Origin of the sequence: Streptomyces puniciscabiei (assembly GCF_006715785.1) — a bacterium.
In the GTDB taxonomy this organism is placed as follows: Bacteria; Actinomycetota; Actinomycetes; order Streptomycetales; family Streptomycetaceae; genus Streptomyces; species Streptomyces puniciscabiei.
On the sequence record NZ_VFNX01000001.1, the window covers coordinates 1,759,997 to 1,779,792 of the forward strand.

A 19,796-nucleotide genomic window follows, 5' to 3' on the forward strand; every position below is an offset into this window, starting at 1 on the left:
GCCGGACACCCGACGAAGCACGCCCCCTCCGGGACTGACATATGCGACAAGGGACTCCGATGGCCACAACCACCAAACCGACAACAGTCGCAGCTGGCGACAGACCCCGCGGCCAGTTCCGCGACCTGCTCGCAGCCGAACGGATCAAGCTGTTCTCGCAGCGCTCGACCTGCGTCCTGCTGGCACTCGCTCCGCTGATCACCGTCTGTGGCGAGTGGTTCACCTGCTCTGGCGTCCACCTTGTCGGCGCGTCCGCGCATGCCGCTTACGATCCACTGAGAGGCTCTTTCAACTCCGGCACGTGGGGCATCCTCATGGTCGGCGCCAGCACGTTCGGTGTCCTGACAATGAGCAGCGAGTACTCCAGCGGACTGATCCGCACGACCTTCCTCGCCGTCCCGAACCGCCTGCGTGTCGTACTCGCCAAGGCGGTCGTCGTCGCGAGCGTCGCGTGCGTCGTCGGCCTCATCACCGCGATCGCTTCGTTCATCACCGCCCAGACGATCCTGTCCGGCGACCAACTAGGCATCTCGATCCGTCAGCCCGGTGTCCTGCAAGGCTTCGTGGCATCCACCGCAATCCTGCCGGTATGCGCGGTCATCGGCATGGCCATCGGCACACTCATCCGAACCTCCGTGGCCGCCCTGTTCACAGCCGTCCTGGCCCCGGCCCTGCTAGGCGCCGTACCTTCCGGCAGCAACCAGTTGACGGCCGCCTTGAGCAACTCGGCACCCCAGAACGCGTGGAACACCCTGACCAGCCTCGGCACCGAGTGGGACAGCGTCGGTCCCTTCCCTCCCACGGCACTCCAGTCCTGGACCGCGCTCGCCTTCTGGCCGCTCCTCACCCTTCTCGCCGCACTCGTCCTCGTGCGCCGCCGCGACGTCTGACCGGTCCACGCGGCTGGTCTTCACCTCCCCGCAGGTCACCGACCCGGCCCATCGCCAGGAGACCAAGAAGGCCTGAGGCCTTCCGTCCCTGAAAGAGGCCCGGTCGGTTCGCCGACCGGGCCTCTTCGGCTCCCCCGCTCGTCACTCCGTGCGCAGCACCCGGGCGATGGTCTGCCGGGCCGCCGTACGCGCCGGAATCACCGCGCCGAGCCCGGCGATCGCCACCCCGGCCAGCACCGGCACGGCCAGGGTCGTGGGGTGCCAGACGTCCAGCATCCGGGCCGGGAAGGTGAGATGGGCGCTGTGCTCGGTCATCGGGATCACCAGGCGGTAGGCCGCGACGCCCACCGGCAGCCCCAGGACTCCGCCGGCCAGCCCGAGTCCGGCCATGGACACCACGAGCATCACCGTCACCTGACGTGGCGTCATGCCGATCGACTTCAGCATCCCCAGGTCGCGCTGCCGTTCCCGGGCACTCAGCACGACCGTGTTGAACACGCCCATCGCGGCGACGACCGTGAGCATCAGGGTCAGCACGGACGCTGAGCCGATCACGGTCACCGCTCCGGCGTTGACCGACGGCTGCTCACTCGGGTAGAGCCCGGGATCGGCTGTCCGGACGGCCTTCATATAAGCGCCGGCATCGGCTCCGGGGGTGAGCCGCACCCAGTACTGGTTGGCCTGCGCGTGCGGTGCCAGGGCGGTCATCGTCGACCAGTCCGCGCGCAGCCAGTCCGCCGGCCCGGCCATGACCTCCCCGACCAGGGTCACGCGCTCCCGCCGGCCCTCCGCCGCGCCCAGCGTGAACGAGTCACCGACGCGAAGACCATGCTTGAACAGGAACCTGCCCGAGGCCACCACCTCGCCGGGTCCGCGCGCCCACCGGCCCCTGGCCAGGTCGTCCTGGAGCGCGGACCGCCCGCCGCGCGCGCCCTGGATCGTCACGCCCTGACTCTGCCCGGGCATCCGCACCCCGGCGAAGCCCACGCCGGACACGTCCGCCGCATGCGGCAGCGAGCGCAACAGGGCCTGCGTCGCGGCGTCGCCCTGGTGCGGAACGGTCTCCCCGAACCTGGCCTGTCCGGCCCAGACGACCACCTGCGTCCTGTCGGCGCCCTCGACGGCTTCGCCGTAGGAGACCATGGTGGCCGCCAGGCCGGTGGCGAAGGTCACCGTCGCCACCCCGAGCAGGACGGCGGAGACGGTGAGCAGTGCCCGTCCGGGCCGGGCGAAGGGCAGGCCGAGGCCCAGCGTCACCGAGCGGGGCAGCCGCACCCCGCACAGCCGGCGCTGCACCGCCGGCCGGCGTCCGCCACCGGGCGCACTGCCCGCGCTGATCGCCCGCGCCGCGGAGAGCCGGTGCGCGCGCAGCGCCGGAATCAGCGCGGCCAGCAGCACGACCGCGGGCATGCCCAGCGCCGTCGTCACGTACACCCAGGAGCTGATCGTCGGTCTGAGCGTCACCGTGCCGACCTCGGCGCCGTAGAAAACCTGGTGCAGCAGCGGCCGGGCCACCACCGCACCCAGCGCCGTGCCGGTCGCCGCGCCCGCCGTCGCCGGGACACAGACCATCACCAGGTAGACCGCGACCACCTGGATCGGCGTGAATCCCACGGACTTGAGCACCCCGATGTGCCGGAAGCCGGACACGACGGCACCGCTCACCACATTGCCCACGATCAGGACGGCCACCAGCAGACCGAGGACGCCGAAGACCATGAGGAACGGCACGAAGGCGTCGGGCTCGGTCGCGACCTGCGCCTTCAGGGTCAGGTACGACTGGTGGGCGACGAGCGAGCCGGACGGCAGGCCGGCGCTCACCGTCGCGGTGTCCGCCGTGATCTGCCGGGCTGTCGCGGCCCGGTCGAAGCGGTACAGCATCTGGTACGTCGTGGGGTGCAGGGCCGTGATCTGCCCCGGGGAGACCCATGCCTGCGCGGTGCCGCTCACGCTGGACGCGAGTCCGACGACGGTCAGCGGCGCCAGCCCGGGCAACCGGATCCGCTTGCCGATCGGGGAGTGCGGGCCGTCGCCCATCCCGGGCGCGTGCGGAAGCGCCAGGACGAGCCGGCCGGGGCCGGTGGCCCAGTGCCCGGCGAACAGGTCCAGCCGGTCGACAGGGCCGCCGGGGTCCGCCCGGCCCACGACGGTCAGCGGGCCGGGCCCCAGCCCGGGCAGCTCGGCGACCGCGCTCTGCGGCAGGTCGACCACCGCTTCCGGGAACGGCCCGGCCGAGGCCCGCACGCCCGGCCGGTGCGCGGTCCGTGCCAGCCGGGTGGCGGTGACCTTCGTCGCGTCGAACGTGGCGACGACGTGGGCGCCGTGCGCCTGGCCGAAGATCCGGTCGAACGGCCCGGACGCCACGTCCAGCAGGCCGAGGGCGACCACCAGCGCCACGGAGGAGACGAGGACCACCGCTCCGATCACGGCGGTCTGCAGCCGGCGGCGCACGGCCGCGCGGGAGGCCCTCCACACTGCGCTCATGCCGTCCGCTCCAGGGTCCGGTCGCCGGTGATCCGGCCGTCCGCCATGGTCACGAGCCGGCCGGCGCAGCGCGTGGCCAGCGTCGGGTCGTGCGTCACCAGCAGCAGGGTCTGGCCCAGTTCGTTGAGGTCGATGAGCAGGTCCATCACCTGCTCGCCCGCATGGCTGTCCAGCGCGCCGGTGGGCTCGTCCGCCAGCAGCAGCGCGGGCCGGTTCATCAGCGCGCGGGCCACCGCCACCCGCTGGCGCTCGCCGCCGCTGAGCGCGGCGGGGTAGACGTTCCTGCGGTCGGCGATGCCGAGTTCGTCCAGCAGCTCCAGCGCCCGGCGCCGGGCCTGGCGGGCCGGACTGCCGGTGAGCTGGGCGGCCAGGGCGACGTTGTCGATCGCGGGCAGGTCGTCGATGAGGTTGAAGAACTGGAAGATCATGCCGATCCGGCGCCGCCGGAAGAGCGCCAGCCCGGTCTCGTCGATCGCGCCCAGGTCCTCGCCGTGCACGCGCACCTGCCCGGCGCTCGGCCGGTCCAGTCCGGCGATCATGTTCAGCAGGGTCGATTTGCCGCAGCCGGACGGCCCCATCACCGCCACCGCCTCCCCGGCGGCGATCTCCAGCGACACGCCGTCCAGGGCGACGGTGTCGCCGTACTCCTTGCGCAGGCCGCTCAGCCGGACGACTTCCTGGACGACTTCCTCGCCGGGTACGGCGGCAGGGCCGGTCGCCGGGTTCGGGTCGCCGATGTCTTCGGTGGTCATGGCAGGGACGGTAGGCGGCCGGGTCCGTCCCGGCGTCAGCCCCCGGAGGTATCCCACGGCGGTGGTCATCCCGGCGATGTACGGGGTGAACCCGGAGGAGGACGCCCGTCCGTCCGCCGGCTGGCACGATGGACGGCGTGTGGAGATCGGAGACGGGCGCGCTGCTCATCGCCCTGGCAGCGGTGGGCCTGGCGTCGGCCGGCGGCGCCGTCGTGCTGCTGGCGCGGGCTCGCCGCCGGTACCGCAAGGTCCTGGAGGACCGGCGCTGGCTGCTGGAGCGCGAGCGCGAGGCCGCCGCCCGTACGGCGGTGGCGGCCGAACGGGCCCGCATCGCCCGCGAGTTGCACGACATCGTCAGCCACAAGGTCGGCCTCATGGTGGTGCAGGCGACGGCCGCCCGGGAGGTGCTCGCCACCCTGCCGGACGCGGCGGAGACCGCGCTGGCGGCCGTCGAGGGCGCCGGTCGCGACGCGATGACCGAACTGCGCCATCTGCTGGGCCTGTTGGCGCCGTCGCCGGACGGGGACGACCCCGCCGAGCCGGGCACGCAGGGAGGCCTCTCCGGACTCGCGCCGCAGCCGAGCCTGCGCCAGCTGGGCACGCTCGTCGACCGGATCGCCTTCGCCGGACTGCCGGTCGAGGTGCGGATCTCCGGGGAACCGCGCCCGCTGCCTCCCGGCATCGACGTCACCGCCTACCGGATCATCCAGGAGGCGCTGACCAATTCGCTCAAGTACGGCGACGGCGACCGTGACGGTGCGCTATGCCGACCACAGCCTGCGGGTCGAGGTGCTGGACAGCGGACCGAGCGTGCTGTCCGCCGGCCGCGCGAGCAGCGGTCCGGCACCGGGTCCCGGCAAGCGCCGGGGCGAGGGGGCGGGGCGCGGCCTGATCGGCCTGCGTGAGCGTGTGGCCGTCTACGGCGGCCACTTCGACGCCCGGCGCCGCATCGGCGGTGGGTACCGTGTCCGTGCCCGCATCCCGCTGGAGCGCCCGTGACCGAGCCCGCCGCAGACCCCCGCCCCGGCCCCGCGCCGGGCCGCGTCCCGGACTCCCCTGTCCCGGCCCGGGAAGCCGGCGCCCCGCGCGTCCTCATCGCGGACGACGAGGAGCTCATCCGCACCGGCTTCCGGCTGATCCTCACCTCGCGCGGCATCGAGGTCGTCGGTGAGGCGGCGGACGGGCTGCGGGCCGTGGCGGAGGCGGAACGGCTGCGCCCGGACGTCGTCCTGATGGACATCCGGATGCCCGACCTGGACGGCCTGGAAGCCGCCAAGCGCGTCCTGCGGCTGGTCCCGCGCTGCCGGGTCCTCATGCTCACCACGTTCGACCTCGACCGCTACGTCTACGCGGCGCTCGCCGCCGGGGCGAGCGGTTTCCTGCTCAAGGACGTCACCGCCGCCCATCTCGCCGCGGCGGTACGGCTGGTGAACACGGGCGACGCGCTGCTCGCCCCCTCGATCACCCGCCGTCTGGTCGAGCGGTACGCGGCCGGCCACGAGGACGCTCCGGCCCAGCCGGCGCACCGCCCCGCCACCGCGGCGACCACGGTGCCCCCACCCGCGCTCCACCGTGACCTGGCCGCGCTGACCCCCCGCGAACGCGAGGTGCTGGCCCTGATGGGCCGGGGCCTGTCGAACACCGAACTCGCCGCGTCCCTCACCCTCAGCGAGGCCACCGTGAAGACCCACGTCGCCCGGATCTTCGCCAAGCTCGCCCTGCGCGACCGCGCCCAGGCCGTCGTCCTCGCCTACGAGACGGGTCTGGTCACGCCCGGCGGAGCGGCCACCGGCCGGCCGTGACCGGTGGCCGCCAGCCGCTGCTCGCGGGAGAGGGCCGCTACACCGCCAGCCAGGCCGCCCGGTCCGGGCCCAGCCGGCCGTCCTCGAGGGGTCCGCTGGTCAGCAGGACCGCGGTGTGGTCCGGCAGCGGGTACGGCTCGGCGGAGAGGTTGACCACGCACACGAAGCCGGGGTCGCGGCGGAAGGCGAGGACTCCTGCCGGGGCGTCCAGCCAGGTGAGGGTGCCGTCGCCGAGGGCGGGGTGCGCGCGGCGCCGGCGCAGGGCGGTGCGGTAGAGCTCCAGCATGGACGTCTGGTCGCCGGTCTGCGCCGCGACGGTGCGCGGGGCCCAGTCGGCGGGCTGCGGCAGCCAGGGCGCGGCGGCGGCGTCCTCGGGGCTGAAGCCGTACGGCGCCTTCTGCCCGGACCAGGGGATCGGCACCCGGCAGCCGTCGCGGCCGCGGTCGGTGTGGCCGGAGCGTTCCCAGACGGGGTCCTGGAGGACGGACTCGGGCAGGTCCTCGACCTCGGGCAGGCCGAGTTCCTCGCCCTGGTAGATGTAGGCGCCGCCGGGCAGGGCGAGCATCAGCAGGGCGGCCGCGCGGGCGCGCCGGGTGCCCAGTTCGAGGTCGAGGGGGCCTTCGGGCTCGTAGCGCTCGTTGGCCACCCAGCGCTTCGCCGCCCTGCGGCCGTACCGGCTGGCGTGGCGCATGACGTCGTGGTTGGAGAGCACCCAGGTGGCGGGGGCGCCGACCGCGCCGAGCATGGCGAGGGAGTCGTCGATGACCGTACGCAGGTCCTTGGGATCCCAACTGGCCATGAGGAAGTCGAAGTTGAACGCGGTGTGCAGGCCGTCCGCGCGGACGTAGGCGGCCAGGCGCTCGGGGGTGTCCGCCCAGGCCTCGGCGACGAAGCAGCGGTCGCCGGGGAACTCGTCGGCCACCTTCCGCCAGGCGCGGTAGATGTCGTGGACCTCGTCGCGGTCCCAGTGGGGGTGGTCGAGGTGCTGCCCGCGCCCGCCGGAGGCGGCCCCGTCCGGACGCGGCGGCAGGTCGGGCAGCTCCGGGTGCTTGATCAGGCCGTGGGCCACGTCGATGCGGAAGCCGTCCACGCCCCGGGCGAACCAGAACCGCAGGATCGACTCGAACTCGGCGCGCACCTCGGGGTGCTGCCAGTTCAGGTCGGGCTGCTGGGGGGCGAAGAGGTGCAGGTACCACTCCCCGTCCGGCAGCCGGGTCCAGGCCGGGCCGCCGAAGGAGGAGACCCAGTCGTTGGGCGGCAGGGCGCCGTCGGGGCCCCGGCCGGGGCGGAAGACGTAGCGCTCGCGCTCCGGGCTGCCCGGTCCGGCCGCCAGGGCCGCCTGGAACCAGGCGTGCCGGTCGGAGGTGTGGTTGGGCACCATGTCGGGGATGATGCGGATCCCGTGCCGGTGGGCCTCCTCGATGAGTTGCTCGGCCTCGGCCACGGTGCCGAACAGCGGGTCGATCGCGCGGTAGTCGGCCACGTCGTAACCATGGTCGGCCTGCGGCGACTTGTACCAGGGGTTGATCCACAGGGCGTCCACGCCGAGCGACTTGAGGTACGGCAGGCGGGAGCGGATGCCGGCGATGTCGCCGATCCCGTCGCCGTTGCCGTCGGCGAAACTGCGGATGTAGACCTGGTAGATGACGGCGCTGCGCCACCAGGGTGCGGTACCGGGCATGCTGTTCCTTAACAGTGGGAGAGGGTCTACTTCGCGGCACCGGCCGTCAGGCCGGCGACGATGCGGCGCTGGAAGAGCAGCACCATGACCACCAGCGGGATCGTGACGAGGACGCCCGCGGCCATCTGGCTGCCGAACGGGGTCTCGTACGTCGTGGCGCCAGTGAACTTGGAGATGGCGACCGGTGCGGTCTGCATCTCCGGCCGGTTGGTCATCGACAGCGCGATGAGGAACTCGTTCCAGGCGGCGATGAACGTGATGATCGCGGTGGTGAAGATGCCCGGCGCGGCCAGCGGGATGATGACCTTGCGGAAGGCCTGTCCGCGGGTGCAGCCGTCGACCATGGCGGCGTGCTCCAGCTCGTCCGGCATCTGCCGGAAGAACGTGGTCAGGTTCCACACCGCTAGCGGCAGCGCGAAGGACATGCTCGGCACGATCATGGACTGGTAGGTGTTGATCCAGCCGATGTCCGTGAACAGCTTCAGCAGCGGGACCACGATCGACACCACCGGGAACATCGAGGTGGCGATGATGAGGGTCAGGATCAGCCGCTTGAAACGGAACTCCAGCCTCGCCATCGCGTAGGCGGTGAACGTGGCCAGCAGCAGCGCCAGCACGGTCGTGACCCCGGCCACGACGAGGCTGTTGAGCAGCGCCCGGGTGAACCCCTGGGAGGCACCGAACAGCGAGCGGTAGTTCTCGAACGACACCGGGGACGGGACGAGCGAGGTGTCGAAGATGTCGGAGGTGCGGCGCAGGCTGGAGACCAGCATCCAGTAGAACGGGGCCAGGCAGTAGGCCACCACCGCGGCGACCCCCAGGTACGGCAGCCGGCCTCGCCACTTCGCGGCGGTCGCCCCGGTCGTCCTGGTCGCCCTGGCTGTCAGGGTCGCCGTGGTCGTCGTGGTCGTCATGCCGTCACCTCCGCGCGGCGCGCGAACACGAACCTGCGCCCGCTCCTGCGACCGCCTCCCGTGCCGGTGCCGGTACCGCCGACGAGATCGGCGCCCAACAGCCGTACGAAGGCGAGCGCGATGAGGAAGACGTAGAGGAAGAGCAGGACCGCGTAGGCGGAGGCCGGGCCGAAGCGGACGTTGGACGCCTCGTTCTGCGCCAGCATGGACAGCGTTTCCACCGAGTTCTTCTGCGCGCCGATCAGGATGTACGGCAGGTCGAACATCCGCAGCGCGTCCATGCAGCGGAACAGCATCGCCACCAGCAGCGCGGGCTTCACCAGCGGCAGCGTGATGTGCCAGAACCGGCGCGGCGCGCTCGCGCCGTCGAGGCGGGCCGCCTCGTAGACCTCGTTCGGGATCACCTGCAGTCCGGCCAGGACCAGCAGCCCGATGAACGGGGCGGTCTTCCACACCTCGGCGACGATGACCGCGACCTTGGCGTGGAAGCCCTCGGTGGTCCACAGGATCTGGTGGCCGAGCAGGGCGTTGGCGATGCCGTCGCTGTTGAAGATCCACCGCCACAGCAGGCCGGAGATGGCCGTGGGCACCGCCCAGGGGACGAGGATGCTCGCCCGGACCAGGGCGCGGCCGCTGAACGCCCGGTGCATGATCAGGGCCATGGCCACGCCGATCACCGTCTCCAGAGCGACGGTGACGACGGTGAAGAAGGTGGTGTTCCAGAAGGCGTTCCAGAACCGGTCCCCGGCGGCGCCGAGGATGTCGGCGTAGTTCCTGAGCCCGACGAACGGCTCGGTGCTGCGGATGAAGCCGGTCTTCGGGTCGAGGCCCTTCGGCCCGTACAGCGACTCCCGCAGCGCCATGACCGTCGGGTAGAGCACGACGATCGTCAGCACCAGGAGCGTCGGGGAGACCAGCAGGGCCGCCAGCCGCCCGGTGCCGGCCGTGGCGCGGGTGCGGGACCGCCGGCCCTTCACCGGTGTGCGGGGCGGCCGGCGGGACCCGGGGGTGGCGGGCCCGGGCGGGATCCGGGTGTCGGTCATGGCCGCGCCCCTCACTGCGCCGTGGCCTTCTGCAGCTCCCGCTGCAGGTCCTTCAGCGCCTGTGCGCTGCTCTTGGTGCCGGTCAGGGCGGCGTACGCCTCCTGCTGGACCGCCGAGGTCACATCGCCGTAGCTCACCACCCGCGGGCGCGGTACGGCGCGCAGGATCGACTGCTTGAGGACCGGAAGGTACGGGTACTGCCCGGCCAGTGCCGCGTCGTCGTACAGGTCGGCGTAGGGCGGGGCGAGGGAGGCCTTCTCCAGGAAGGTCTTCGCGGTCGTCTCGCTGCTGTAGAACTTCATGAAGTCCAGCGCCGTCGCCTTGTTCTTCGCGAAGGAGGACAGGGCCAGGTTGTGGCCGCCCAGGCTGGAGGAGCCGGGCCCGTTCAGGCCGGGCAGCGGCGCGACGGCGTACTTGCCGGCCACCTTGCTCTTGCCGGCGAGCGCGTACATGTACGGCCAGTTGCGCAGGAAGACCAGCTTGCCGGCCTGGAACGCCTGCCGGCCGTCCTCCTCCTGGTAGGTAATGGCCTCCTTGGGGATCGTTCCGTCCTTGAACGAGCCGGCGAGGAAGTCCAGTCCCTTCCGCGCCGCCGGGGTGTCCACGTTCGGCTTGCCGTTCGCGTCCGTCACGACACCGCCCGCGGAGTTCACGGCCTCGGAGAAGTTCACCGTCAGGCCCTCGTACTTCTGGAACTGGCCGGCGTAGCATGACATGCCCTTGGCCGCGGGCAGCTTCTCGATCTTGGCGCAGTCGGCCTTCAACTCGGCCCAGGTCGCCGGGGGTTTGCCGACCCCGGCCTGCTTCAGCAGGTCGGTGCGGTAGTACAGCAGGCCGCCGTCGGAGCTGGCCGGGGCCGCGTACAGACCGCCGCGGTACCTCGCCGTCTCCACCACCGGCTTGAGCATCCTGTCCAGCGGGAAGCTCTGCTCGGGCAGCCTGTCGATCCACTGGTGGGCGGCGAACTCCGAGGTCCACACGACGTCCAGGGACAGCACCGTGTAGGCGTCGGACTTCGTCTCCGCGTTCTGGATCATCTGCTGGCGCTGCGCGTCCGCGTCCGTGGGCAGCTGGATGAAGGTGACCTTCTCCTTGGGGTGCAGCTTGTTCCACTGGTCGAGGACCGGCTGCACGGCGCCGGTGGTGTCCTTTCCGGCCACGTAGGTGATGGGGCCGCGGCCGGTGAACGACGTGGTCCCGGCCTGTCCTGCGGAGCCGCCGTCGTCGGACGAGCCGCAGGCGGCGAGGAGGAGTCCGGCGGCGGCGAGCGCGGCCGAGCACCGAAGGGCTCTGACTGTTCTGGTCTTCACTGTCTCTCCTGGTCGTGCGGAACCGAAGGCGACTCTCTTGCGAGACTGCGTTGTCACGGCAACTTCTTGATCAAACACACAGGTCAAAGCAGGTGAAGTGGACCCAGAGGGAGTGGCTTTGACCCCGTCGAGACAACGCTTGCACGCTAGGAGCGGGGTAACCGGAAGTCAATGCGTTACTTCTGGGTAATGAGAGGGGAGCGGGGCACGGGAACCGTGAAAGCGCTGTCACGTGGGGCCTCGACGCAGGGCCCTTCTGTGCTACCGTCCGGCACATGCCACCAGCTCAGCGACACCCCACGATGGCTGACGTCGCCGAACGGGCCGGGGTATCCGCCTCCACCGTCTCGCGAACCCTGCGCGGACTGACCACCGTCTCGCCGGAGGTGCGCGCCCGGGTCGAACAGGCCGCCCGCGAACTGGACTTCGCCGTCTCACGGCAGGCCGCGAGCCTGGTCACGGGCAGGACAGGGACCGTGGCCGTGCTCGTCCCCACGCTCAACGCGTGGTTCATGGGCTCGGCCCTCTCCAGCCTGGGCCCGCTGCTGCGGGCGGCGGGCATGGAGCTGACCGTCTATGTGATCCCCGATCTCGCCGAGCGCACCTCGTTCTTCGACCGGCTGCCCGCCCGCCGGAACGCCGACGCGCTGCTGGTCTTCTCCTTCGACCTCACCGAGGAGGAGACCGACCGGCTGGACAGCCTCGGCATGCCGGTCATCTATGTCAGCCAGCACGTCGACGGCCGCCCCAGCGTCTACGTCGACGACGTGGCCGGCGCCCTGCACGGCACCCGGCACCTGCTCAACCTCGGCCACCGCCGGATCGCCTTCATCAAGACGGTGGGCGCGAGCGGCTTCTCGTTCAGCTCCAACGAGCGGCTGCTCGGCTACCAGCAGGCGCTCGCCGAAGCGGGCGTCCCGCTCGACGACGAGCTGGTGGCCGCCCTGCCGGTCGGCGACAAACGCGCCACCGTCGAAGCGCTCGGCAGGCTGCTGAGCCTGCGCGAGCCGCCCACCGCCGTCTTCGCCGAACAGGACGAGGTCGCCGTCGCCGTCATCCGGGCCCTGCGCCGGACGCGGATCGAGGTGCCCGAGCAGATGTCCGTCCTGGGCTTCGACGACCAGCCGGTGGCCGACCTGTTCGACCTGTCCACCATCGCCCAGTCACCCTCGGACATCGGCCGCGAGGCCGGCCGGCTGGCCCTGAAGCTCATCGACGACTCCGAGTCGGACCACAGGCAGCACATCGTGCTGCCCACGCATCTGATCCCGCGGGCCACCACCGCGCCCCTTCCCGCAGGGGAGCGGGAGACGGACAGCGGATCCACGCGCGCCTGAGGTTCCCGTGCCACGCGGCAGGGGCCCGGTCGGTTTCCCCTCGACCGGGCCCCTGCCGTCGGCGCATCCGCCGTCAGTGGAACTGCGGCACGATCAGATGGATCCCGTACGCGACCACCGCCGCGCAGGCGAGAAAGCACAGGCCGGCCGCGGCGCGGCCCGCGGTGGCGGACCCGGTACGGCCGGACTCCGCCCGGGACAGGCCCAGGACGCCGAAGCTGAAGACGACGACCACGGCGACCGTGACACCGAGGCTGACCGCGGCGACCTTGCCGAGGGCGGACCAGTCGACATGCATGGGGGCTCCCGGAGGTTCAGGCGGCCGTACCGACGCGCGGCCGGGCCGCGGTGCGGAGGGTGACCTCGTGGTGGTCGTTGACGTTGTCGGCGCGCACCGGGTTACGGCGCGACGCGGCGACGATGGCGGTGGCGAGGGCCAGGGCGACCAGGGCGATGACCGCCGTACCGAGGTTGCCGCCGTGCTTGACCACGCTGGCCGCGAGGCCGCCGACCAGGGCGGCGGCGGGCAGGGTGATCAGCCAGGCCAGCACCATGCGGCCGGCCACGCCCCAGCGGACCTCCGCGAGCCGGCGGCCGAGACCGGCGCCCAGGATGCTGCCCGAGGCGACCTGGGTCGTGGACAGGGCGAAGCCGAGGTGGGCGGAGGTGAGGATCACGGTCGTGGAGGCCGTCTCGGCGGCGAAGCCCTGCGGCGACTGGATCTCCGCCAGCCCCTTGCCCATGGTGCGGATGATCCGCCAGCCGCCCAGATAGGTGCCGAGGCCGATGGCCAGACCGGCCGCGGCGATCACCCACACCGGCGGGCCGGCGTCGCGTCCGAGCGCGCCCGCCGAGATCAGGGTCAGGGTGATGACGCCCATGGTCTTCTGGGCGTCATTGGTGCCGTGCGCGAGGGAGACCAGGGAGGCGGAGGCGATCTGGCCGAGGCGGAAGCCCTTGGTCACCGAGTCCTGGCGGGCGCGGGCGGAGAGCCGGTAGGCGAGGTAGGTGGCGACCAGGGCGGCCAGGCCGGCCACCACCGGCGAGGCCACGGCCGGGATCAGCACCTTGTCGGCGACCTTGTCGAAGTGCACGCCGTGGGAGCCCGCACCCACCCAGACCGCGCCGATCAGGCCGCCGAAGAGGGCGTGGGAGGAGCTGGAGGGCAGTCCGGCGAGCCAGGTCACCAGGTTCCACAGGATCGCGCCGACCAGCCCCGCGAAGATCATCGCCGGGCTGACCAGCGTGTCGTCGACGATCCCGCCGGAGATCGTCCTGGCGACCTCGGTGGACAGAAAGGCGCCGACGATGTTCAGGATCCCGCTGACCAGCACCGCGGTGCGCGGCCCCAGAGCGCCGGTGGCGATGGAGGTCGCCATCGCGTTGGCGGTGTCGTGGAACCCGTTCGTGAAGTCGAACGCCAGTGCCGTGACGATGACGACCGCCACGAGGAACGTGATGTGGTCCATCCCCTCAGGCAAGCAAGGGCGGGCCAATGAGCGGAGAACTGGAGGCGAACGGCGTGCCGAAAATGGGGGAGTCTGTTGTGCAGCCCTGTGCGGATCCGTTCGGTCTCTCCGGGTGTCAGTGCCCTGTGCCAAGCTGTGGACGTGACCCTGGAGGACCTCAGACGGCTGCGCCGGGTGCGCGACCGCATGGACCGTGAGTACGCCGAGCCGCTCGACATGTCCGAGCTGGCCCGGGGTGCCCATATGTCGCCGGGCCACTTCCAGCGCAGCTTCCGCAAGGCCTTCGGCGAGACGCCGTACAGCTATCTGATGACCCGCAGGATCGAGCGGGCCAAGGCGCTGCTGCGCCGGGGCGACCTCACCGTGACCGAGGTGTGCCTCGCCGTGGGCTGTACGTCCCTCGGCTCCTTCAGCTCCCGCTTCACCGAGCTGGTCGGGGAGACACCGAGCGCCTACCGCTCCCGCTCGCACGAGGAGAGCGCGGTGATCCCGTCCTGCGTGGCCCGCACCTTCACCCGCCCCCACCGCCGCCCGTACGCACCGTGACCGGCCCGTCCGCCCGGTCGGCTCGCGCGCGTCCAGGGCCGGATGGGCCTAGCGTGAGCGCATGGACGTGAAACTCAAGCAGTGCTTCATCGCCGTGGACGACCATGACAAGGCGCTCGCCTTCTACCGGGACGTGCTCGGGCTGGAGGTCCGCAACGACGTGGGCTTCGAGGGCATGCGCTGGGTGACGCTCGGCTCGCCGCTGCAGCCGGACGTCGAGATCGTGCTGGAGCCGCCGGGCGCGAACCCGGACGCCTCCCCCGCCGACCGGCAGGCGCTCGCGGAGCTGCTCGCCAAGGGCATGCTGCGGGGTGTCATCTTCACGACCGAGGACTGCGACGCGCTGTACGAGCGGGTGCGGGCGGCCGGCGCCGATGTGCTCCAGGAGCCGACGGACCAGCCCTACGGGGTGCGCGACTGCGCCTTCCGGGACCCGGCGGGCAACCAGCTGCGCTTCCTCCAGCGGCCCGCGGAATGAACGGCCCGCGTGAATTCCCCCGCCTGGAGGCGGAGTTCACACCTACACTCCCCACGTGATCATTCGCTGGACCTACGCCTTCGTCGACCGGCCCGCCGGCCGGCTGCCCGAGGCCCGCGCCTTCTGGACCGCCGTCACCGGCACCCGGGCGTCCCTGCCGCGTGGTGAGCGGGACGAGTTCATGACCCTGCTGCCCGAGGGGGCGGCCGGGACGGACGCGTGCGTGAAGCTCCAGGGCGTCACCGAGGGCGACGGCGGCGCCCACCTCGACCTCTGCGCCGGGGACGTCCGGGAGCTGATCAAAGCGGCCCTCGAAGTCGGTGCGAGGCTGGTCGCGGACCACGGCGAGTGGGCCGTACTGCGCTCCCCGGCCGGGCAGTTGTTCTGTGCCGTGCCCTGGCACGGGGAGTCGGTACGGCCGCCGGTGGTGGCCGGCAGCCGGCTGGACCAGGTGTGCCTGGACCTCCCGCCGTCGGTGTACGCCGCCGAGTCGGACTTCTGGGCCGGCCTCACCGGCTGGGAGCGGCTGAAGGGCTCCCGGCCGGAGTTCGAGGTGCTCAAGCCGCCGGCGGGGCTGCCCGTCCGGATCCTGCTCCAGCGGCTCGACGACGAGCGCCCCGCCTCCGCCCACCTCGACCTGGCCTGCGCGGACATCGCCGCCGTCCGCGCCCGGCACGAGGAACACGGCGCCGCCCGGGTGAGCGAGGGCCCGCACTGGACCGTGATGCGCGATCCGGCGGGCGGCGTCTACTGCCTCACCGGCCGCGACCCGGAGACCGGCGGCCTGCCGGAGGCCGGACGGTGAGCCGCGCGACGGATGCCGGTCAGCGATCCGCCGCCGCGTAGAGGCAGACGACCCCGATGCGCGGGGAGGCCTCGGCCGGATCCGCCGGCGGACTCGGCGGGCAGCCGGCGGTCGTCGCCCGCCGGCTGCGGCCGCGGGCGCCGCGCACCCGGTGACGGACCGGCCCCGTGCCCGTCGTCCCGGACCTACGGCCCCGGGGGCCGGTCGCCCCCCCCCCGGAGTCCGAGGGTGAGTCCCGCCCCCACGGCCACGGTGACCGCCCAGACCGTCACCGCCCACCGCCACCACCGGCGGCGAGGTGTTCCCCCTGCCCGGTCACTCCCAGGGCTCGACATCCACCACCGCGTCGGCCGGCACCGGCCCGTACACATGCGGGAACTCCTCCCCGCCGGGCTCCATGGCCTCGTACTTCACCGGCGCGCCGACCAGGGCCGGGTCCACGACCAGCACGACCAGTTCGTCCGGGCCGTCGTAGTCGCCGTAGAGGAACTCGGCGATGCGCGGGAGCTGTTCGCGGGTGGAGAAGTGGATGAAGCCCTCCTCCTGCAGGGTGCGGCCACGGGTCGACACCTCATAGGTGCCGCGCTCGCGCGCCGCCTCCCACAGGGAGCGCTCGGTGATGTGGACGATGTGCGGAGGTTTCGGCATGCGGCCACGCTACGGTCTCGGCCGGGCCGCGCGCGTCTGCTTATCCGGCGCCGATGTCGTCGGCGGCGTCCATGACGGGCCGGATCACCACGGGGTAGTCGGTCAGGCCCTCGGGACCGGGGCAGCGGGTGACGCGTTCGGCGATCTCGGTGACCCGGGCCAGGCTCGCGCACTCCAGCAGCCAGTAGCCGACGATCACCTCCTGGGTCTCGCCGTACGGGCCGTCGGTGATCACCGTTCCGCCGTCCTCGCCGCGGGCGACCAGCCGGGTCCGGGCGGGCTCCGCCAGGCCCTCGGCGTCGATGAGTTCGCCCGATTCGGTGAGGTCGTCGTTGAGCCAGCTCATGTAGGCGTACATGGCCTTCAGCTGTACCTGGGTCCAGGCAGGGGCGTGCGGGGTGGCCCTGCCGCTCATCGCGTCGTAGTCCGCCTGCGTACCCTGCACCATCACCAGGTACTTCATGGTCCGCTCCTTCGGCTCGAGACTCCCGGCCCGGCTCAGGATTTCTCGGCCGCGGATTCACCGGGGCGCGGATGCTCGGTCACGTCGGGCGGAGCCGCGGGCTCGACGGGCTGCCCGTAGGCCGCGCAGCCCGGGTTGCGGCAGGGGCCGGGACCCCACACCGGTACCCAGGCGCCGAGCGTCTTGCGCCGTCCGACGACCGTGTCGACGGGCTGTCCGCAGACGGGACAGACGTGGCCCTCGCTGTCCATGTCCTCAGGGTAGGGCGGGCGGGGGACCGGCGCTTCCCGCGGCACGTCGGCATGCACCCAGGAAACGAGCCCCGCGCATCGTGGGGTTGCGCGGGGCTCGGCGGGCCGGAGCCCCGGAGTCCGTGCGGGGTCAGGGAGCCGCACGGGCCCGGGACTCCGGGGTCTTCCCGGCTGCCGGGGCTGCGGCGCTCAGCTGCTGCGCCGGGTCACGAACTCGGCGAGCGCCAGCAGACCGCCCGCCGCCTCCGGGACGGGGACCGCGCGGGACAGCTCCTGCACGGCGCGGGCCATCCGGTCGGCCGCCTCGGCCTGCGCCCAGTCCCGGCCGCCGGCCCGCTCCACGGCCTGGGCCGTCAGCGCGATGCCCTCGACGTCACCGGTGACGTACGGCTTCCCGTACAGCCCGGCGAGTTCGGCCGCGGCCTCGGTGCCGGAGGACAGGGCCGCCACCACGGGCAGGGACTTCTTGCGGGCGGCGAGATCGGCACCGGCCGGCTTTCCGGTGTGGCGGGGGTCGCCCCATATCCCGATGACGTCGTCGATCAGCTGGAAGGCGAGCCCCGCCTGACGGCCGAAGCCGTCGAGTGCCGCCACGTCGTCCGGGCCGGCGCCCGCGTACAGCGCCCCGAGGGCGCAGGCGCAGCCGAGCAGGGCGCCGGTCTTCGCCTCGGCCATGGCGAGCACCTCGTCGAGGGTGACCTCGTCCGGGCCTCGGTGCTCCATGTCCGTGTCGGTGTGCTGGCCTGCGCACAGCTCCACGACACAGTCCGCGAGCCGGGCCGCCGCCGGGCGGGCGGCCGGGTGCGGGTCCTCGGCGAGCAGCCGCAGGGCCAGCGCCTGCAGGGCGTCACCGGCGAGGATCGCGTCGGCGTCGCCGAACACGGTCCAGGCGGTGGGACGGTGCCGGCGGGAGGTGTCCCGGTCCATCACGTCGTCGTGCAACAGCGTGAAGTTGTGGATCAGTTCGACCGCCACGGCCGCCCGGACCGCCGCCGTACGGGCCGCGGGTCCGCCGAGGGCCGAGGCCGCGGCCAGGACGAGCGCGGGCCGTATCGCCTTGCCCGCCCTGCCGGTCGCCGGGGTGCCGTCCGCGTGCTGCCAGCCGAAGTGGTAGAGCGCGATCCGGCGCATGGGGGCGGGCAGCGACTCCAGGGCCGCCCGCAGCTCCGGGTCGACGACGGCCCGGGTGCGCTCCAGCAGCGCCGCTGCCTCCTGTCCTTCGACCTGCCCGTCGAGCGGGCCGGCACCGGCGGTCCTCCCCCGGCGTTCCCCCGCCGTGCCGTGGTGCGGCACGGCGGGGGAACGCTGTTCGGTCTCCGTCATGAACTCGGCCATGTCTCCCCCTCGCCAGGTCCGCGGACACCGGCGTCGCCGGCCCGGCCGGACGCATATTCCGAGGGTCTACCCTGCCCGGCGGGCGGGGACACGGCCGCGAAGTGCGGAAACGTCACCTCCACCGGCCGATCTCGACGTTCTCCAGCACGCCGAGCGCGTCGGGTACCAGCACGGCGGCCGAGTAGTAGGCCGTCACCAGGTACTTGATGATGGCCTGTTCGTTGATGCCCATGAAGCGGACGGACAGGCTCGGCTCGATCTCGTCCGGGATGCCCGACTGCCTGAGGCCGATGACACCCTGGTCCTGCTCACCCGTACGCATCGCGATGATCGAGGTCGTGCGCTCGGGGGTGACCGGGATCTTGCCGCACGGGTAGATCGGCACGCCGCGCCAGGTCGGGATGCGGTTGCCGCCGATCTCGACGGTCTCCGGGACCAGTCCCCGCTTGTTCAGCTCGCGCCCGAACGCGGCGATCGCGCGCGGGTGGGCCAGGAACAGCTTGGTGCTGCGCCGGCGGCTGAGCAGCTCGTCCATGTCGTCCGGGCTGGGCACGCCGTCGTGCGGCTGGATCCGCTGGTCGTACTCGCAGTTGTGGAGCAGGCCGAAGTCGCGGTTGTTGATCAGCTCGTGCTCCTGGCGCTCCTTGAGCGCCTCGACGGTGAGCCTGAGCTGCTGCTCGGTCTGGTTCATCGGCTGGTTGTAGAGATCGGCCACGCGCGTGTGGATGCGCAGCACGGTCTGGGCGATGCTCAGCTCGTACTCACGGGGCCGCGCCTCGTAGTCCACGAAGGTGTGCGGGATGTCGGGCTCGCCGGAGTGGCCGGCCGCCAGCTCGACCGCCTTCTCGCCGTACTTGTTGGTCCGCTGCTCCGGCACCGAGCGCAGCCGCTCGAGGTGGTCGCGCAGGGTGTCCGCGCGCTCGGCGACCTGCTGGAAGTCCTGGCGGCCGAGGACCAGCACGGTGGTCGCGGTGGCCGCTCGGACGGTGTACTCCCAGATGGCCTCCGGGTCGAGCAGCGCCTGGTCGCCGAAGTAGGCGCCGTCGGCGAGGACTCCGAGGACCGCGTCGTCGCCGTAGGGGCCGGTGCCGATCTTCTCGACCCTGCCGTGGGCCAGCAGGTACACCTCGCCCGTCTGGTTGCCGAAGTCGGCGATCACCTCGCCGGGCGCGAAGTCGCGCTGACGGCAGCGCCGGGCGAGCTCCGTCAGCACCTCCTCGTCCTCGTAACCGCGCAGGGCCGGCAGCTCGCCGAGTTCGGCCGGGATGACCTCGACCTGGTCCCCGGTCTTGACGAAGGTGATGCGGCCGTCGCCGACGGAGTACGTCAGCCGCCGGTTCACCCGGTACGTGCCGCCCTGTACGTCCACCCACGGGAGTGTGCGCAGCAGCCAGCGGGAGCTGATCTCCTGCATCTGTGGAACAGACTTGGTGGTGGTGGCCAGGTTCCGCGCGGCCGCGGTCCCGAGGGACTGCTGTGGCCTGCCCTGTTCCGTGCGGACCTCTTCGCCTACCGACATAGAGAATTGCCTCCCAGGTATGCCCGGCGCCGAATCGCAGGGGGCACCGGTCTCGGCACCGAGCCTTCC

At 72.3% G+C, this 19,796-nt stretch carries 20 protein-coding genes and 1 pseudogene; 8 read left to right on the top strand and 13 right to left on the bottom strand.

Going from position 1 to position 19,796, the window contains the following annotated elements; translation table 11 throughout:
- The first annotated feature begins 59 nt into the window (after positions 1-59).
- Positions 60-890 carry an ABC transporter permease gene (locus FB563_RS07865; RefSeq protein ID WP_055708527.1) on the top strand — a complete coding sequence of 277 codons (831 nt, stop codon included), beginning with the start codon at positions 60-62 and terminating at the stop codon, positions 888-890.
- Positions 891-1,031: 141 nt separating this feature from the next.
- Here FB563_RS07865 and FB563_RS07870 read toward each other — a convergent pair whose 3' ends face one another.
- Positions 1,032-3,374: an ABC transporter permease gene (locus FB563_RS07870; protein WP_055708528.1), complete on the bottom strand. Its 2,343-nt coding sequence runs from the start codon at positions 3,372-3,374 to the stop codon at positions 1,032-1,034.
- On the bottom strand, positions 3,371-4,126 hold the full coding sequence (locus FB563_RS07875; protein WP_079048964.1) for an ABC transporter ATP-binding protein: 756 nt from the start codon (positions 4,124-4,126) through the stop codon (positions 3,371-3,373). The genes FB563_RS07870 and FB563_RS07875 overlap by 4 nt, the downstream gene beginning before the upstream one ends.
- A gap of 374 nt (positions 4,127-4,500) precedes the next feature.
- Here FB563_RS07875 and FB563_RS45170 point away from each other — a divergent pair.
- The 3 genes and pseudogenes from FB563_RS45170 to FB563_RS07885 all read left to right on the top strand — a co-directional run.
- A pseudogene (locus tag FB563_RS45170) lies at positions 4,501-4,581 on the top strand (sensor histidine kinase); the annotation flags it as partial.
- Positions 4,582-4,915: 334 nt separating this feature from the next.
- Complete coding sequence (locus tag FB563_RS45175) at positions 4,916-5,125, top strand: hypothetical protein (RefSeq protein ID WP_324615861.1); 210 nt, start codon at positions 4,916-4,918, stop codon at positions 5,123-5,125.
- A 95-nt stretch (positions 5,126-5,220) separates the two neighbouring features.
- Complete coding sequence (locus FB563_RS07885; RefSeq protein WP_055708534.1) at positions 5,221-5,928, top strand: response regulator transcription factor; 708 nt, start codon at positions 5,221-5,223, stop codon at positions 5,926-5,928.
- A gap of 37 nt (positions 5,929-5,965) precedes the next feature.
- Here FB563_RS07885 and FB563_RS07890 read toward each other — a convergent pair whose 3' ends face one another.
- Genes FB563_RS07890 through FB563_RS07905 form a run of 4 tightly spaced genes read right to left on the bottom strand, consistent with a single transcriptional unit; the run spans position 5,966 to position 10,876 of the window.
- Entirely contained in the window at positions 5,966-7,609 is a 1,644-nt protein-coding gene (locus FB563_RS07890) for a glycoside hydrolase family 13 protein (RefSeq protein ID WP_055708529.1), read from the bottom strand.
- 26 nt (positions 7,610-7,635) lie between these two features.
- Positions 7,636-8,523, bottom strand: a complete 888-nt coding sequence (locus FB563_RS07895; RefSeq protein WP_079048966.1) for a carbohydrate ABC transporter permease — start codon at positions 8,521-8,523, stop codon at positions 7,636-7,638.
- The gene (locus FB563_RS07900) at positions 8,520-9,566 is read right to left on the bottom strand and encodes a carbohydrate ABC transporter permease (RefSeq protein ID WP_142218556.1); all 1,047 of its coding nucleotides are present in this window, start codon (positions 9,564-9,566) and stop codon (positions 8,520-8,522) included. The genes FB563_RS07895 and FB563_RS07900 overlap by 4 nt, the downstream gene beginning before the upstream one ends.
- Before the next feature lie 11 nt (positions 9,567-9,577).
- Entirely contained in the window at positions 9,578-10,876 is a 1,299-nt protein-coding gene (locus tag FB563_RS07905) for an ABC transporter substrate-binding protein (protein WP_055710119.1), read from the bottom strand.
- 302 nt (positions 10,877-11,178) lie between these two features.
- Between FB563_RS07905 and FB563_RS07910 the strand changes: the two genes are divergently transcribed.
- A complete protein-coding gene (locus tag FB563_RS07910) occupies positions 11,179-12,213 on the top strand; it encodes a LacI family DNA-binding transcriptional regulator (RefSeq protein WP_055710120.1) in 1,035 nt (344 codons plus the stop codon).
- A 73-nt stretch (positions 12,214-12,286) separates the two neighbouring features.
- Here FB563_RS07910 and FB563_RS07915 read toward each other — a convergent pair whose 3' ends face one another.
- Together FB563_RS07915 and FB563_RS07920 are read right to left on the bottom strand one after the other, a co-directional pair.
- Positions 12,287-12,511: a hypothetical protein gene (locus FB563_RS07915; protein WP_055710121.1), complete on the bottom strand. Its 225-nt coding sequence runs from the start codon at positions 12,509-12,511 to the stop codon at positions 12,287-12,289.
- 16 nt (positions 12,512-12,527) lie between these two features.
- Entirely contained in the window at positions 12,528-13,682 is a 1,155-nt protein-coding gene (locus FB563_RS07920) for an inorganic phosphate transporter (RefSeq protein WP_055710122.1), read from the bottom strand.
- Between the two features lie 141 nt (positions 13,683-13,823).
- Between FB563_RS07920 and FB563_RS07925 the strand changes: the two genes are divergently transcribed.
- From FB563_RS07925 to FB563_RS07935, 3 genes are all read left to right on the top strand, one after another.
- Positions 13,824-14,228, top strand: coding sequence for a helix-turn-helix transcriptional regulator (locus FB563_RS07925; protein WP_107100787.1), 405 nt, complete (start codon positions 13,824-13,826; stop codon positions 14,226-14,228).
- Positions 14,229-14,289: 61 nt separating this feature from the next.
- On the top strand, positions 14,290-14,706 hold the full coding sequence (locus FB563_RS07930; RefSeq protein WP_055710123.1) for a VOC family protein: 417 nt from the start codon (positions 14,290-14,292) through the stop codon (positions 14,704-14,706).
- 55 nt (positions 14,707-14,761) lie between these two features.
- Positions 14,762-15,511 (top strand): VOC family protein, encoded by a 750-nt coding sequence (locus FB563_RS07935; protein WP_142218557.1) that lies wholly within the window; start codon positions 14,762-14,764, stop codon positions 15,509-15,511.
- Between the two features lie 315 nt (positions 15,512-15,826).
- Here FB563_RS07935 and FB563_RS07940 read toward each other — a convergent pair whose 3' ends face one another.
- The 5 genes from FB563_RS07940 to FB563_RS07960 all read right to left on the bottom strand — a co-directional run bounded on the left by FB563_RS07940 (position 15,827) and on the right by FB563_RS07960 (position 19,727).
- Entirely contained in the window at positions 15,827-16,159 is a 333-nt protein-coding gene (locus FB563_RS07940) for a DUF952 domain-containing protein (protein WP_055710674.1), read from the bottom strand.
- Between the two features lie 40 nt (positions 16,160-16,199).
- Positions 16,200-16,622: a YciI family protein gene (locus FB563_RS07945; RefSeq protein ID WP_055710673.1), complete on the bottom strand. Its 423-nt coding sequence runs from the start codon at positions 16,620-16,622 to the stop codon at positions 16,200-16,202.
- Between the two features lie 35 nt (positions 16,623-16,657).
- Positions 16,658-16,873: a hypothetical protein gene (locus tag FB563_RS07950; protein WP_055710675.1), complete on the bottom strand. Its 216-nt coding sequence runs from the start codon at positions 16,871-16,873 to the stop codon at positions 16,658-16,660.
- Positions 16,874-17,062: 189 nt separating this feature from the next.
- Positions 17,063-18,208, bottom strand: coding sequence for a family 2 encapsulin nanocompartment cargo protein polyprenyl transferase (locus tag FB563_RS07955; RefSeq protein WP_142218558.1), 1,146 nt, complete (start codon positions 18,206-18,208; stop codon positions 17,063-17,065).
- Positions 18,209-18,320: 112 nt separating this feature from the next.
- Positions 18,321-19,727, bottom strand: a complete 1,407-nt coding sequence (locus tag FB563_RS07960) for a family 2B encapsulin nanocompartment shell protein (protein WP_055706003.1) — start codon at positions 19,725-19,727, stop codon at positions 18,321-18,323.
- Between the last annotated feature and the right edge of the window lie 69 nt (positions 19,728-19,796).